Origin of the sequence: Microcella alkaliphila, assembly GCF_004216855.1 — a bacterium.
In the GTDB taxonomy this organism is placed as follows: Bacteria; Actinomycetota; Actinomycetes; order Actinomycetales; family Microbacteriaceae; genus Microcella; species Microcella alkaliphila.
Genome location: NZ_SGXT01000017.1, coordinates 77,025 through 91,333 on the forward strand (window position 1 = coordinate 77,025; position 14,309 = coordinate 91,333).

11 protein-coding genes are annotated in these 14,309 nt (G+C 70.4%); 3 read left to right on the plus strand and 8 right to left on the minus strand.

Annotation, left to right across the window (positions count from 1 at the left end):
* Positions 1 to 124 precede the first annotated feature (124 nt).
* Positions 125 to 1,342, minus strand: a complete 1,218-nt coding sequence (locus tag EV140_RS10425; RefSeq protein ID WP_130283690.1) for an NADP-dependent isocitrate dehydrogenase — start codon at positions 1,340 to 1,342, stop codon at positions 125 to 127.
* A 192-nt stretch (positions 1,343 to 1,534) separates the two neighbouring features.
* Here EV140_RS10425 and EV140_RS10430 point away from each other — a divergent pair, with 192 nt between their 5' ends.
* From EV140_RS10430 to EV140_RS10440, 3 genes are read left to right on the plus strand one after another with little or no spacing between them, the layout of a single operon-like run.
* Entirely contained in the window at positions 1,535 to 1,987 is a 453-nt protein-coding gene (locus tag EV140_RS10430; RefSeq protein ID WP_096420670.1) for a GNAT family N-acetyltransferase, read from the plus strand.
* Positions 1,984 to 2,319: an MGMT family protein gene (locus tag EV140_RS10435; protein WP_130283950.1), complete on the plus strand. Its 336-nt coding sequence runs from the start codon at positions 1,984 to 1,986 to the stop codon at positions 2,317 to 2,319. The genes EV140_RS10430 and EV140_RS10435 overlap by 4 nt, the downstream gene beginning before the upstream one ends.
* Before the next feature lie 4 nt (positions 2,320 to 2,323).
* Positions 2,324 to 3,790 (plus strand): alpha-amylase, encoded by a 1,467-nt coding sequence (locus EV140_RS10440; RefSeq protein WP_130283692.1) that lies wholly within the window; start codon positions 2,324 to 2,326, stop codon positions 3,788 to 3,790.
* A gap of 8 nt (positions 3,791 to 3,798) precedes the next feature.
* Here EV140_RS10440 and EV140_RS10445 read toward each other — a convergent pair whose 3' ends face one another.
* From EV140_RS10445 to dhaL, 7 genes are all read right to left on the minus strand, one after another.
* Positions 3,799 to 5,607 (minus strand): ABC transporter ATP-binding protein, encoded by a 1,809-nt coding sequence (locus EV140_RS10445; RefSeq protein WP_130283694.1) that lies wholly within the window; start codon positions 5,605 to 5,607, stop codon positions 3,799 to 3,801.
* Positions 5,604 to 7,553: an ABC transporter ATP-binding protein gene (locus EV140_RS10450; RefSeq protein WP_422386120.1), complete on the minus strand. Its 1,950-nt coding sequence runs from the start codon at positions 7,551 to 7,553 to the stop codon at positions 5,604 to 5,606. Before EV140_RS10450 ends, EV140_RS10445 begins: the two co-directional genes overlap by 4 nt.
* Before the next feature lie 192 nt (positions 7,554 to 7,745).
* Positions 7,746 to 9,338, minus strand: a complete 1,593-nt coding sequence (gene purH / locus EV140_RS10455; protein WP_130283696.1) for a bifunctional phosphoribosylaminoimidazolecarboxamide formyltransferase/IMP cyclohydrolase — start codon at positions 9,336 to 9,338, stop codon at positions 7,746 to 7,748.
* Between the two features lie 11 nt (positions 9,339 to 9,349).
* On the minus strand, positions 9,350 to 9,946 hold the full coding sequence (gene purN / locus EV140_RS10460; RefSeq protein WP_130283698.1) for a phosphoribosylglycinamide formyltransferase: 597 nt from the start codon (positions 9,944 to 9,946) through the stop codon (positions 9,350 to 9,352).
* Between the two features lie 10 nt (positions 9,947 to 9,956).
* Positions 9,957 to 11,183 carry a cell division protein PerM gene (locus EV140_RS10465; protein ID WP_130283700.1) on the minus strand — a complete coding sequence of 409 codons (1,227 nt, stop codon included), beginning with the start codon at positions 11,181 to 11,183 and terminating at the stop codon, positions 9,957 to 9,959.
* A gap of 30 nt (positions 11,184 to 11,213) precedes the next feature.
* A complete protein-coding gene (ptsP, locus tag EV140_RS10470; protein WP_130283702.1) occupies positions 11,214 to 13,673 on the minus strand; it encodes a phosphoenolpyruvate--protein phosphotransferase in 2,460 nt (819 codons plus the stop codon).
* Positions 13,670 to 14,308 (minus strand): dihydroxyacetone kinase subunit DhaL, encoded by a 639-nt coding sequence (gene dhaL, locus EV140_RS10475; RefSeq protein ID WP_130283704.1) that lies wholly within the window; start codon positions 14,306 to 14,308, stop codon positions 13,670 to 13,672. The genes ptsP and dhaL overlap by 4 nt, the downstream gene beginning before the upstream one ends.
* Between the last annotated feature and the right edge of the window lies 1 nt (position 14,309).

Below are 14,309 nucleotides of genomic sequence, written 5' to 3' on the forward strand. Positions count from 1 at the left end.
TATTGCCAGGAAGGGCAGGCTTGCCTCAGGATGCGTGAACGCGCAACAAGCCGTTAACGACGGATGCCCGTGGTTCGCACCACGGGCATCCAGCGTTCGCGACTTTTCGCGACGTGACGAGCGCTTACGCGCCGAGTCGCGCTTTCAGGTTCTCGTCGAGGGCTGCGAGGAAGTCCTCGGTGGTCAGCCACTCCTGGTCGGGGCTGACGAGCAGCGCCAGGTCCTTCGTCATCTTGCCGCTCTCGACGGTCTTGATGACGACGTCTTCGAGGGTCTCAGCGAACTCGATGAGCGCCGCGTTGTCGTCGAGCTTGCCGCGGTGCATGAGACCACGGGTCCACGCGAAGATCGACGCGATCGGGTTCGTCGAGGTGGGCTTGCCCTGCTGGTGCTGGCGGTAGTGACGCGTCACCGTGCCGTGCGCCGCCTCGGCCTCGACGATCTTCCCGTCGGGGGTCGTAAGCACACTCGTCATGAGGCCGAGCGAGCCGAAGCCCTGAGCGACCGTGTCGGACTGCACGTCGCCGTCGTAGTTCTTGCAGGCCCAGACGTAGCCACCCTCCCACTTCATGGCACTGGCGACCATGTCGTCGATGAGGCGGTGCTCGTAGGTGATGCCGGCGGCCTCGAACGTGTCTTTGAACTCGGTCTCGTAGATCTCTTGGAAGAGGTCCTTGAAGCGGCCGTCGTAGGCCTTCAGGATCGTGTTCTTCGTCGACAGGTAAACCGGGTAGCCGCGCGACAGGCCATAGTTCAGCGAGGCGCGGGCGAAGTCGATGATCGACGCGTCGAGGTTGTACTGCACCTGCGCAATGCCGTCACCTGGGGCCTGGTAGACCTCGAACTTCTGCGGCTCGCCGCCGTCCTTCGGGGTGAACTCGACGGTGAGCGTGCCCTCGCCCTTGAACAGGAAGTCGGTGGCGCGGTACTGGTCGCCGAAGGCGTGACGGCCGATGATGATCGGCTTGTTCCAGGCGGGCACGAGGCGCGGGATGTTCGAGATGATGATCGGCTCGCGGAAGATCACGCCACCGAGGATGTTGCGGATCGTGCCGTTGGGGCTGCGCCACATCTTCTTCAGGCCGAACTCTTCGACGCGTGCCTCGTCGGGCGTGATCGTCGCGCACTTGACGCCGACACCGTGCTTCTGGATGGCGTGGGCGGCGTCGATCGTGACCTGGTCGTCGGTCTCGTCGCGGTGCTGAATGCCGAGGTCGTAGTACTCGAGCGTGACGTCGAGGTAGGGGTGAATCAGGCGGTCCTTGATGAACTGCCAAATGATGCGGGTCATCTCATCGCCGTCGAGTTCGACGACGGTGCCTTCGACCTTGATCTTCTCCATGCGGGGCCTTTCGGTTGGGTCTGTCGCACGTCGGTGGGGCGCCCGCGGCAAAGGATGCGCGGCAGGCGCGGCCGCAGGGCGGCCAAGGGCGCGGATGCGCGCCGCAGGTCAGCCTACCGCCTCGGCCGAATTGTCTCGACATCGAGATAACTCTTCGCGCGGCATTCACGCCCGTCCTCTACCCTGGGGGCCATGGGTGACTTGCGCGTAGAAGAGTTGTCGGCGAAAACCATCGTGGCCGCGAACGGCCTCACTCTGCGCCCGGGCCAGGAACAGTACGTCACGCCCGTCTCGTACTCGGCGAACGACGCCTATCTGAACCCCACCACGACGTGGGCCCGGGTCGTGCTCGACGGCGAGGAAGTCGTCGGCTTCGTGCGCGGCAACTTCGACCCTGACAACCCGCGCGAAGAGTTCCGCTCGTGCGTGTGGCGCATCAACGTCGACGCCGGAGCGCAGGGCCGCGGCGTCGGCCGCTTCGCCGTCCGGCAGCTCGCGGAGGAGGCCCGCTCGCGTGGCTTCGAGACGTTGCACGTCATCTGGGAGACCGGCGACGACGGCCCCGGCGAGTTCTTCCGCCGCATCGGCTTCGTCGAGGTCGGCGAGACCGAGTACGGAGAGGTCATCGGAAAGCTGGCCATCTGAGCGACGAACTCGACTTCGCGGGCGCCGTACTCGCCGTCGTCGAGTTGATCCCGCCGGGGCGCGTCATGACCTATGGCGACGTGGCCGCGACGCTCGGCTCGCGCGGCGCGCGCGCCGTCGGCCGGGTCATGGCCGAGTCGGGCGGCATGGTCGCGTGGTGGCGCGTCATTCGTTCGGACGGCCGGCCTCCGGCCGGGCACGAAACGGATGCCGTGGCCCACTACCGCGCGGAAGGCACGCCCCTGCGCGCCGACGTCGCGCACTCCGGCGCCGACCCGATGAGCGTGCGTGTGGATCTCGCTCGCGCCCGGTGGGAGCCTGACCTAGACTGACGGGGTGCAAGCGCTTGCACCACGCGCCGGCCGCATCGTTGCCGCCGGCATCGCCGCCACCGTCACCGCCGGCCTCCTCGCCGGATGCACGCCCGCCACCACCGCGCCGGAGCCGGCGGGAAGCCGCGATGCGGGCATCCTGCTGTTCCAGTGGACGTGGAACGCCATCGCCGATGAGTGCGAATTCTTGGGCGACTCCGGCATCGACTGGGTGCTGACGAGCCCGCCCCAAGAACACGTCGTGCGCGACGAGTGGTGGGTGCACTACCAACCCGTCAGCTATCAGATCGAGTCACGCCTCGGCACCCGCGACGAGTTCGCCGCGATGGTGTCAACCTGCGCCGAGCACGACGTCGACATCGTCGCCGACGCCGTCGTCAACCACATGACCGGCCTCGGCACGCCCGGCGTCGGGTGGGCCGGCAGCGAGTTCGAGCACTTCCGCTACCCGGGCATCTGGGAACCGGACGACTTCCACCAGTGCACCGAATCCCCCACCGGCGAAATCATCGACTACCGCGACGCCGACGAGGTGCGCAACTGCCGACTCGTGAACCTCGCCGACCTCGCTACCGGCACCGAACGCGTGCGCGAGGGGCTCCGCAGCTACCTCGCCGACCTGCTGAGTCTCGGCGTGAGCGGGTTCCGCATCGACGCGGCCAAGCACATGCCGCCCGAGGACATCGCCGCGATCATCCGCGACCTGCCCGAGGGGGTGCGCGTGTATCAGGAGGTGATCCGGGCATCCAGCGAACCGATTCAGCCCGAGGAGTACCTCGACAACGGGCCGTCGTGGGAGTTCCTCTACGCGCGCACAGTGAAGAGCATGGTCGACTCGGGGTCGCTCAACCCGCGCGTCGTGTTCGGGCCCGAGGGCGGCTCGGTGCCGAGCGAACTCGCCATCTCGTTCGTCGACAACCACGACACGGAGCGCAACGGCGAGACCCTGTCATACAAGGACGGCGACGCCTACCTGCTGGGGCTTGCATTTATGCTCGCCCACCCGTACGGAACGCCCCAGCTCTCGAGCGGCTACGCCTTCGAGGGGCGGGATGCTGCTCCGCCGCTGCAGGGTGACGGTCGCGTCGCCGACGCCTCCTGCGCCGACGCGGCCGACGCTCCGCAGCCGCGGTACGAGCCCGGCGAGTGGGTGTGCCCGCAGCGCTGGACCGGGGTGACGGGGATGCTCGCGTTCCGCTCGGCCGTCGGGGATGCGCCGCTCACCGACGACGTGCGCTTCGACGGCGAGCTACGGGCGCTCTCGGGCTTCGGCCGCGGCGAGTACGGGTACATCGCGTTCAACGGCGGCCCGCTCGACCTCACCGCGACGTTCGAGACCTCGCTGCGGGCCGGCACCTATACCGACGTGGTGTCGGGTGAGGCGGTCGAGGTCGACGAGTCGGGAGCCTTCACGGCGGCGGTGCCGGGCCGCGGCTTCGTGGCCCTGCACGTCGGCGCCGTCGAGCGCTAGCCGCCGACCTACACGAGCGACTCGCGCCAGGCGGCGTGCAGCTGCGCGAACTTGCCCGCCCCGGCGATGAGCTCGGCGGGGCTGCCGTCTTCGATGATGCGGCCGTGCTCCATGACGAGTACCCGGTCGGCGATCGCCACGGTCGACAGTCGGTGCGCGATGATCACCGCCGTGCGGTCGGCGAGCAGGGTCTGCAGCGCCTCCTGCACGAGGCGCTCGCTCGGAATGTCGAGCGAGGCCGTCGCCTCGTCCAGGATGAGCACCGTCGGGTCGGCGAGGAACGCGCGCGCGAACGAGATCAGCTGCCGCTGCCCCGCCGAGACACGCCCGCCGCGCTTGTTCACGTCGGTGTCGTAGCCGTTCGGCAGCGACGTGATGAACTCGTGCGCTCCGACGGCGCGCGCGGCCGCCTCGACCTCCTCGCGCGTGGCGTCGGGCTTGCCGAGGGCGATGTTGTCCGCCACGGTTCCCGAAAAGAGGTACGCCTCCTGCGTGACCATGACGATCGCGCGCCGCAGGTCTTTCGGGTGCAGCTTCCGCAGGTCGACACCGTCGAGCGTCACCCGACCCTCGCTCGGGTCGTAGAAGCGCGCGATGAGCTTCGCGAGGGTCGACTTTCCGGCTCCGGTCGTGCCGACGAGCGCGATGGTCTGCCCGGCGGGAATGTCGAGATCGAAGTCGGGCAGCACGACCGTCTCGTCGTTGTACGCGAAGCGCACGCTCTCGAACCTCACGTGGCCCTTCGCCTGCCACAGGTCGATCGGGGTCGTGGGGTCGGGCACCGAGGGTGACTCCTCGAGCACGCCCGAAATCTTTTCGAGCGCGGCGGCGGCCGACTGGTACGAGTTGTAGAACATCGCCATCTCTTCGGCGGGGCCGAAGAAGTTGCGCACGTACAGCAGCACCGCGATGAGCACGCCGATTTGCAGCGACCCGTCGACGACCCGGAATGCACCCCACAGCAGTGCCCCGGCGACCGCGACGTTGCCAATCAGCACGAGCCCCGGGTCGAAGATGCCGAACAGGCGGATCACGCGCGCGTTGGCGTCGCGGTAGCTCTCGACGTGGTCGCCGAACTCGCGCGCATTGCGCGGTTCCTTTCGGAACGCCTTCACGGCACGGATGCCCGTCATCGTCTCGACGAAGTGCACAATCAGGCGGGCGGATGCGACGCGCGTCAGGCGGAACATCTTCTGCGAGCGCACCTGGAACCAGCGCGTCAGCATGAGCAGCGGGATGAGGGCGGCGGCCAGCACGAGCCCGCTGGGGGCGTCGAGCAGGATCAGCGCGCCCGCCGTGAAACCCATGTAGAGCAGGCCAGACACGAGCTGGTTGATGCCCGAGTCGAGCAGCTCACGGATCGAGTCAAGGTCGCTCGTCTGCCGCGAGATGATGCGGCCCGACGTGTACGACTCGTGGAACTCGAGACTCAGGTTCTGCGTGTGCAGGAACACCCGCTTGCGCAGGTCGATGAGGATCGCCTGGCTGATGCGCGCGCTCATCACCTGGTACCAGGCGATCGTCGCGGCGCCGACGAGGGCGGCGAAAACGAAGCCTCCGACAATGAGGGCGATGGGCATCCAATCGCCGTTGTCGGCGACGGCGGGAAGGCCGCGGTCGATGCCGAGCGCGATGAGCGCCGGGCCGGCCACCTGAAGGGCGGTCGAGAAGACCACGACGACCATCGCGACAATGATGCGGCCGCGCACGGGGCGCAAGAGTGATCCGAGCAGGCGCAGCGAGCGGCGGCGAATCTGACGCGACTCGTCCTTCGTGTAGTTGTCGCGCTCTTCTCCGGCGACTCCAACGACGCTCATCGCTTCACCTCCCCGTCTCGTTCGAATCCGTCTTTGTCGATGACGCGGCTCTCCCGGGCAGTGGCCTCCTGCACGCGCGAGGCCTCTTCCGCGAGACGCAGGTCGCGCGCCTCACGCTCGGCCTGCGCGAGCTCCTCGTCTTCGAGCGACGAAATGACGTAGCGGTAGTGCTCGTTGCGGGCGAGCAACTCGCTGTGGGTGCCGACATCGGTGATGCGGCCCTCCTCGAGAAGCGCGACGCGGTCGGCCATCTGCACAGTCGACGGACGGTGCGCGACGATGAGGCCGGTCGTCGTCGCAAGCACGCGGCGCAGGGCCGCCTCGACGAGGGCCTCGGTGTCGACGTCGAGCGCGCTGAGCGGGTCGTCGAGCACGAGCACCTCCGGCTTCGCGGCGACGGCGCGCGCGAGCGCGAGCCGCTGGCGCTGGCCACCCGACAGGCTCATGCCTTCCTCACCCACGACCGTGTCGGCGCCGTCGGGCAGGTCGTAGACGAACCCGGCCTGCGCGATATCGAGGGCCTCGGCGAGCACGCGGTCGGCCTCGGCCACGACGGCGGGGTCATCGCTCGCGAACTCGGGGCGGCCGAGCAGCACGTTGTCGCGCACGCTCGACGAGAACAGCGTGGCGTCTTCGAACGCCATCGCGATGCGCCGCCGCAACTCTTCGCGGGTGAGGTCGCGGATGTCGACGCCGTCCAGCAGGATGCGCCCACCGGTCACGTCGTACAGCCGCGTCGTCAGCGCCGTCAGCGTCGTCTTGCCGCTTCCGGTGATGCCGACGAGCGCCATGGTTTCGCCGGGCTCGAGCTCGAGGTCGATGCCGTCGAGCTGGTCGCGCTGGTCGCCGGGCGCGTCTTGGTAGCGGAACCGCGCATCCTCGAAGACGAGGCGGCCGGCCGGCCGCTCGACAGTCGCCGGATGCTCGGGGTCGGTGATCGTGTTCACCTCATCCATGACGTCGAAGAAGCGGTCGACGGCACTGCGGGTGTCGAACGTCATGGCGAGCAGGAAGCCGATCGACTCGATGGGGAAGCGCAGCACCGTTGCGGTGGCGAAGTACGCGAGCAGCTGGCCGACGGTGAGTTGGTCGGCGGCCGCGAGCGCGACGCCGCCGAGCAGCGACAGCGCGAATGCCGCGTCGGGAATAAGCACGAGCCAGAACCAGATTCCCGCGATCGCTTTTGCCTTGCGGATCTCGAGCGTGCGTAGCATTTCGGCCTGGTCGGCGAACTTGAGCAGTGAGTGCCTGCCGCGGCCGAACGCCTTGAGCACGCGGATGCCGTGCACGCTCTCTTCGACGGCGGTCGCCAGGTCGCCCTGCTGGTCTTGCACGCGACGGGCGATGACCGAGTACTTCTTCTCGAACACGTAGCCGTATACCCAGATCGGAATGGACGTGACGAAGAAGAGCAGGCCGAGCCACACGCTCCAGTTCAGCAGCACGACGATGCCGATGAGGATGGTGATGATGTTGACGATCAGGAGGACGAGGCCGAACGAGATCCACCGGCGGATGAGGTTCAGGTCGCTTACGGCACGCGACAGCAGCTGGCCCGACTGCCACCGGTCGTGGAAGGCGACGGGCAGGTCTTGCAGCTTCGCGTAGAGGCCGTTGCGCATGCGCGCCTCGATGTGCGTGCCGGGGGTCAGCACGAGCCAGCGGCGCAGCATGATCATCGCGGCTTCGACGACGCCGAGCACGAGAACGAGGGCGACGGCTGGCCAGATGCCGACCGGGTTGCCGTCGGTGAGTGGCCCGTCGACGAGGCCCTGCAACACGATGGGGATGAGCAGGCTGACGACGCCGGCCGCGAGGGCCGCGATCATGCCGCCGATGATCCACGGCACCGCCGGCTTCGCGTACGGGTAGATCCGCGCGATGGCGCGGAACGTGCTCAGTTCGCTCTTGCGGGGCGCGGCGGCGGATGTTTCAGCGGTCGACACGACGGTGTTCCTCGTGGTTCGGCGCGGCGCGCTCGTGGCGCAACGCGGTGGTGGACTTCGTGCCGCCGACGCGCCTCCGGGGGTACCGGGCCGCGGGCAGCCTTGCAGACTATCGCCTCAACTTCGTGGGCGCCAGCCACAATTCCCGACGCGCCGAAACAGGCTGAGAACCGGTGACCGGGATGCGCGGACTCAGTGGAAGAAGTGGCGCTCGCCCGTGAGGTACATCGTCACGCCGGCCGCCTGGGCCGCGGCGATGACCTCCTCGTCGCGCACCGACCCTCCGGGCTGCACGACGGCGCGCACGCCCGCATCGATCAGCACCTGCAGGCCGTCGGCGAAGGGGAAGAACGCGTCGGAGGCGGCGACCGAGCCGCGGGCCCGCTCCCCCGCGCGCGTTACGGCGAGGTGGCACGAGTCGACGCGGTTGACCTGACCCATGCCCACTCCGACGGATGCGCCGCCCGAGGCGAGCAGGATCGCGTTGGACTTCACGGCGCGGCAGGCCCGCCACGCGAAGGCCAGGTCGGCGAGGGTCGCCTCATCGGCCGCCTCGCCCGATACGAGCTGCCAGGAGGCCGGGTCGGCGAAGTGGGTGTCGGCCTGCTGGGCGAGGAAGCCGCCCGAGATCTGGCGCAGCTCGGAGCGCACCGGTGCGTAGCTCTCGGGCAGTTCGAGCAGGCGCAGGTTCTTCTTCGCCTGCAGCACCTCGAGTGCGCCCGGCTCGAAGCCGGGCGCGACGACGACCTCGGTGAAGATCGGCGCGATCGACTCTGCGGCCTCGCGGGTGACGACGCGGTTCGCGGCGATCACGCCGCCGAAGGCCGACACGGGGTCGCAGGCGTGCGCGGCCGCGTGCGCGGCGGCGATCGTCTCGCCGACGGCGATGCCGCAGGGGTTCGCGTGCTTGATGATCGCCACCGCGGGCTCGTCGTGGTCGAACGCGGCGCGGAAGGCGGCGTCGGCGTCGACGTAGTTGTTGTACGACATCTCTTTGCCGCCGAGCTGCGTCGCCTGAGCGATGCCCGTTCCGCCGGCGTACGGGTAGAGCGCGGCCATTTGGTGGCTGTTCTCGCCGTAGCGGAGGTCGGCACCCTTGTTGACGGTGATCTGGAAGCGCTCGGGCAGGGCAGCAGCCTGCTCCGGCGTCTCGCCGACGACGACCGCCGACATGTAGGCGGCGACCGCCGCGTCGTACGCGGCGGTGTGCGCGAAGGCCTTGGCTGCGAGGCGTGTGCGGAAGGCGAGATCCGTGCCGCCGGCGCGCACAGCATCCAGTACTGTGCCGTAGTCGTCCGGGTCGACGACGATCGCGACGTTCGGGTGGTTCTTCGCCGAGGCGCGCACCATGGCGGGGCCGCCGATGTCGATCTGCTCGATGACGGCGAGTGGCTCAGCCCCCGAAGCGACGGTCTCGACGAATGGATAGAGGTTCACGACGACGAGCTCGAAGGGGGCGAAGCCAAGCTCGGTGAGCTGCTGCTCATGGCGCTCGAGGCGCAGGTCGGCGAGCAGCCCGGCGTGCACGGCGGGGTGCAGGGTCTTGACGCGGCCGTCGAGCGACTCGGGGAACCCGGTGACCTCCGACACTTCCGTGACCGGGTGGCCCGCCTCGGCGATCGTGGCGGCGGTCGACCCGGTCGAGACCAGCTCGACGCCCTGCTCGACGAGGGCGCCGGCCAGCTCAACCAGCCCGGTCTTGTCGCTCACCGAGATGAGGGCGCGGCGCACGGCCACTGCGTCGCGGGGGCGGTAGTCGGCGGCGTTGGGGGTGGGGGCGGCCACGGGGCTCCTTCTTAGGCGGATGAACGAGGGCTGGAGAGGTCGATGGTGCCGTCGGCGACGCCGCGCACGACGTCAGCGAGCAAGCGCCGCTCGACGGGCTTGATACGGTCGTGCAGGGTCGCCTCGTCGTCGCCGGGCAGCACGGGCACACGTTCTTGAGCGAGGACGGTGCCCGTGTCGACGCCCGTGTCGACGACGATCACGCTCGCGCCCGTCTCGGTGACGCCGGCGGCGAGCGCGTCGCGCACGCCGTGCGCTCCGGGGAACTCGGGGAGGTACGCCGGGTGCGTGTTGATCAGGCGGGGCGCGAAGGCCGCGACGGCCCGCGGCGGCAGCAGACGCATGAGCCCCGACAGCACGACGAGGTCGGGCTCGTGCTGCGCGACGGCGGCGATGAGCGCATCGCCCCAGCTGTCACGATCGGGATGCTCGGCGAACGGAACGACGAACGCCGGAATTCCGCGACGGCGAGCGTAATCGAGCCCGCCCGCCTCGCGGTCGGCACCGACGGCCACCACCTCGGCCGGAAAGTCGGGAGCGTCGCACTCGTCAAGCAGCGCGGCGAGGTTCGACCCGCCACCCGAGATCAGAACGACGACCCGCAGCACGCCCTTAACGCTAGCGGCTGGCGGTGAGCCGTTCGGCCACCACCTGCTTCGCTCCCCCGGCGAGCAGGCCGAGCGGGATCGCGATGGCGGCGATGACGAGCATCCAGAGGCCGACCTCCACGGGGTCGGGGCCGACGACGGCGAGACGGCCGGGGCCGGCGGCCCCCGACGCGAGGAAGGCGAGCGCGGCCATGACGGCGCCCGCGACGACGCCAGCGAGCACTCCCGCGAGCGTCGCCCACCCCTCGGGGCGGCGGTCGGGTCCGAGCACATCGAGCAGGCGCTCGCGCAGCATGACGCCCGCGACGAACGATGCGATGACGGGGACGAGCAGCACCAGGAACCCGGGGGCGACGTCGGGCGCGGGCAGCGCGCCGAGCACCGGGATCGCGGGCACCGGCCCGAGGCTCACACCGAGCGGGCTGACCGATGAGCCGACGCCCAGCGCGAAGCCGGGGCCGATAAGGTAACTGGTCGTCCAGATCACGATGCTCGGCAGCAAGGCGAGCTGGGCGAGGGTGAGGGCGATGCCTCCGAGCACGCCCGACTGCACACCCTGGTAGAGGGCGATCACGTCGGTGAAGCCGACGAACAGCGCGATCGCCGTCACGAGGGCGCCCGCGGCGACGACCGTTGCGACGCTCGCGACACCGGCGCGCACGACGACGTCGGCGACACCGCGAACGGCAGCCGGGATGCGCGCCCACAGTTCCCGAAGGCGCAAACGCACCGGGTTGGTCGCCCCGATCGAGCCGATGGCGAGCCCCAGCCCGTAGACGAGGCCGGGGAACAGCGTCGCCTGCACCGGGTCGGGGGTGGCCCCCGGGTTCGCGACGAGCCACTGGATGAGGGCCGAGAGCCCCACCACCCCGGTCACCGCCACCACTTCGCCGATGATCCGGTGGGGGTGCTCGCGCAGACGACGTCCGAGCCGCACGCCCAAGAGGGCGGTGATCAGCAGAAACCCGGTAAGCGCGAGGGTGATGGTGAACGGGTCGCCGGCGCCGTCGATCTGCAGCAGCGCGACCGTTTCGGCATCGAGCCGAATGGTGACGGCGACGCCGTGGCCGAGCATCCAGATGATGGCGCCGGCCTTCCAGAGGTCGATGAGGTCGACCTGGAACTCAAACTGCACGGCCCACATGACGGTGAGCACGGTGAGCGGCACGCCCGCGCCGGCGGCGACGACGAGCAGCGCCTCGAGGGCGGAGAAGAAGGCGGTCGCGCGGCGGGTCATGTCGCCCGCGAGCCTACGGGCGCGCGGGCCCTACCCGAGGGCGGCGCGCGCCGCGGCCTTCGCCTCGGCCGGGTCAGCGGCGCTGACGGCGGCCTCGGCCGCGCGGCGGCAGGCGACAAGCTCGACGTCACCCAGCCGGGCACCCACCCGCGTGATGGCGCGGGCCGCCATCGAGAGGCTCGTCACGCCGAGACCGACAAGCACACACGCCAGGTCGGGGTCGGCCGCCGCCTCGCCGCACACGCCGACGGGCGTGCCGGAGGTGTCGCGGCTGGCCTCGCCGATCATGCCGATGAGGCGCAAGAGCGCGGGCTGCCACGGGTTCGCCAGATCGGCGAGGTCGCCGGACTGTCGGTCGGCGGCCATCGTGTACTGGGCGAGGTCGTTCGTGCCGAGGCTGACGAAGTCGACCTCGCGCATGACCTCGACGGCGGTGAGCCCCGCGGCGGGGGTTTCGATCATCACGCCGACGGTGGCGAGGCCGGCACCGCGGGCGAGCGTCACGAAGTCGCGGGCCTCGGCAGCCGTCGCCACCATGGGCGCCATGACCCATACATCGGCGGTCGCACCCTCCGCGGCGCGCGCAATCGCCTGCACCTGCCGCTCGAGCACGTCGGGGTGTCGCCGAGCGGTTCGCAGGCCCCGCACACCGAGAGCAGGGTTCGGCTCGTCGTCGTTCGTGAGAAACGGCAGTGGCTTGTCGCTTCCGGCGTCGAGGGTGCGCACGACGACCCGCTGACCGGCGAAGCCGTCGAACACCTCCCGGTAGGCCCCCACCTGCTCGTCGATGCTCGGCTCGGTGTCGCGGTCGAGGAAGCAGAACTCGGTGCGGAACAGCCCGACTCCTTCGGCGCCGCGCTCGACGGCGCGCGCCACGTCGCGAGGCGCGCCGACGTTCGCGCCGAGCAGCACCCGGTGGCCGTCGCGCGTCTGGCCGGGGCCCTCGAACGGCGGCAGTGTGATCACACCGGTCGCCGTCGCCTGCGCCGCCGGGTCGGGCCGCACGACGACCTCACCCGTGTCGCCGTCGACGAGCAGTAGGTCGCCGTCGGCGATGCTCGTCGCCTCGGGGTAGCCGACCACGGCGGGCAAGCCCAGTTCGCGGGCAATGATGGCCGTGTGCGAGGTCGGGCCACCCTGCTCGGTGATGAGCGCGAGGCACACGGCCGGGTCGAGCGCGACCGTGTCGGCGGGCGCCAAGTCGTCGGCCACCAGGATGAACGGCTCGCGCCGGTCGGGAACCCCCGGCGGCTCCTCCCCGCGAAGCTCGGCGATGAGCCGGTTGCGCACATCGAGCAGGTCGGTCGCGCGCTCGGCGATCAGCCCGCCCGCCGCGCGATACTGCTCGGCGAGCTCGGCGGAAACCTGCCATGCCGCGCGGGTGGGGGTGAGCCCGCCGTCGCGAATGAGCGCCTCGACGCCTCCGACGAGCGTCGGGTCGGTCGCCATGTCGGCGGTCGCCTCGAGAACGGTGCGCCGCTGACCGGTCACGCTCGCGGCACGCTCGCGGTACCGCTCGGCCACGCGGATGCTCGCCTCGCGCAGCAGAGACACGGCACCGTCGCGCGCGTCCTCTGGCACCCGATCGCTGGCGGACGGCTCGCGGACCGTGCGGCGCAGCACGACGGCGGGGCCGACGACGCGGCCGGAGCTCACCCCGATCGGACCGGTGGGGGTGGGGTCAACGCGCGCCGGCGCCGGTGCGGCGGCGCCGGTGGGCGCTTGCCCCTCGGCGGGCTCCTCGCCGAAGCCCTCGTCGATGAGCGCGCGAACGTGCTCGACGGCCTCGGCCGCCTGCGGTCCGGTCGCCCTGATGAGCACCACCGTGCCCGGTCCCGCCGCCAACGTGGCGATGCCGATGGGGCTCGCCGCCGAGACGGGTGGGCGCTGAGCGTGGTCGTCGCGCAGCAGCGTCACCTCGGCGTCGAAGCTCGCGACCGCCCCGGCGATGACCGCGGCGGGGCGGGCGTGAAGGCCCGCAACGTTGCGCACGGTCGCGGTGGCCGACGACGCATCGGAGGGTGCAGGGGGTTCGTCGGCCGCCGACGCCGCGCCCGCAGCATCCTGATCGGGCGTCGGCGACTGCAGGTGGTCGGTTTTGGGGCGCAAGGCCCCTGTTGCTTCCTCCGCGACCTCGGCAAGCGAGGCTCCCCCCGCCGCGCGAACGACGGCGGCGAGGAGGCCCTCGACGAAGGGCGCGGCGACGAGCCGGGTGCGTTCGGCGAGGTTAGGGTCGACGAACTCGAGCGCGAGCTCCGCGCTCATGACGGCCGAGCCGAGATCCATGATCACGGCGACGCCGTCGCCCGAGTCGGCTTCGGCGATCGCCTCCGCAATGCGGGCAGCGTCGGTGCCGATCTCGCCGTCTGCCGTGCCCGCCGCAGCGATGACGGCCGGGGCGCCCGTCGCCGTCATCTCGAGGGCGAGGGCGATCGCCGCCTCCGCGAGGGCCGGACTGTGCGAAACGGCGACGACACCGACGGAGGTCATGCGGCGATGACCTCCGCGAGGGCGTCGAACAGCATGGCCGTCGAGGTGGCGCCCGGGTCGAGGTGACCGGCGCTGCGGTCGCCGAGGTAGCTCGCGCGGCCCTTGCGCGCCACGAGCGGCTCGGTCGCGTCACGGCCGGCGGCCGCCGCGTCGCGTGCGGCCGCAACGGCGTCCGCGAGCGAGGCACCGGATGCGAGAGCAGAGTCGAGTGCATCGATGGCGGGCGCCATCGCGTCGAACATGGTCTTGTCGTTCGCCTCGGCCTTGCCGCGGGCGACGACCCCCTCCAGCCCGGCCCGGAGTGCGGCGGCCAACGCGGGGCCATCGCACTCCGAGACCGAACCGGCGGTCATACCGAACCGGAGGAAGAACGTGCCGTACAGCGGCCCGCTTGCACCACCCACCGACGTGACAAGCGTCATGCCGACGGTCTTGAACAGCTCGTCGGCCGTGCTGGGCGCCGCTGCGCCCACCTTGTCCATCACGGCGGCCATACCTCGGGCCATGTTCGACCCGTGATCGGCGTCCCCGATCGCGGAATCCAACTCGGTGAGATAGGCCTTGTTCTCGGTGACGCGGGTGCGGAACGCATCCAGCCACGCGGTGAATCCGTCGATGCTGATGGTGGTGCTCATG

Bases quoted from the DNA above. Each gene is read 5' to 3' on its own strand.
- EV140_RS10425 (WP_130283690.1), bottom strand. From the start codon at position 1,342: ATGGAGAAGATCAAGGTCGAAGGCACCGTCGTCGAACTCGACGGCGAT.
- EV140_RS10430 (WP_096420670.1), top strand. From the start codon at position 1,535: ATGGGTGACTTGCGCGTAGAAGAGTTGTCGGCGAAAACCATCGTGGCC.
- EV140_RS10445 (WP_130283694.1), bottom strand. From the start codon at position 5,607: ATGAGCGTCGTTGGAGTCGCCGGAGAAGAGCGCGACAACTACACGAAG.
- EV140_RS10465 (WP_130283700.1), bottom strand. From the start codon at position 11,183: ATGACCCGCCGCGCGACCGCCTTCTTCTCCGCCCTCGAGGCGCTGCTC.
- ptsP (WP_130283702.1), bottom strand. From the start codon at position 13,673: ATGACCTCCGTCGGTGTCGTCGCCGTTTCGCACAGTCCGGCCCTCGCG.
- dhaL (WP_130283704.1), bottom strand. From the start codon at position 14,308: ATGAGCACCACCATCAGCATCGACGGATTCACCGCGTGGCTGGATGCG.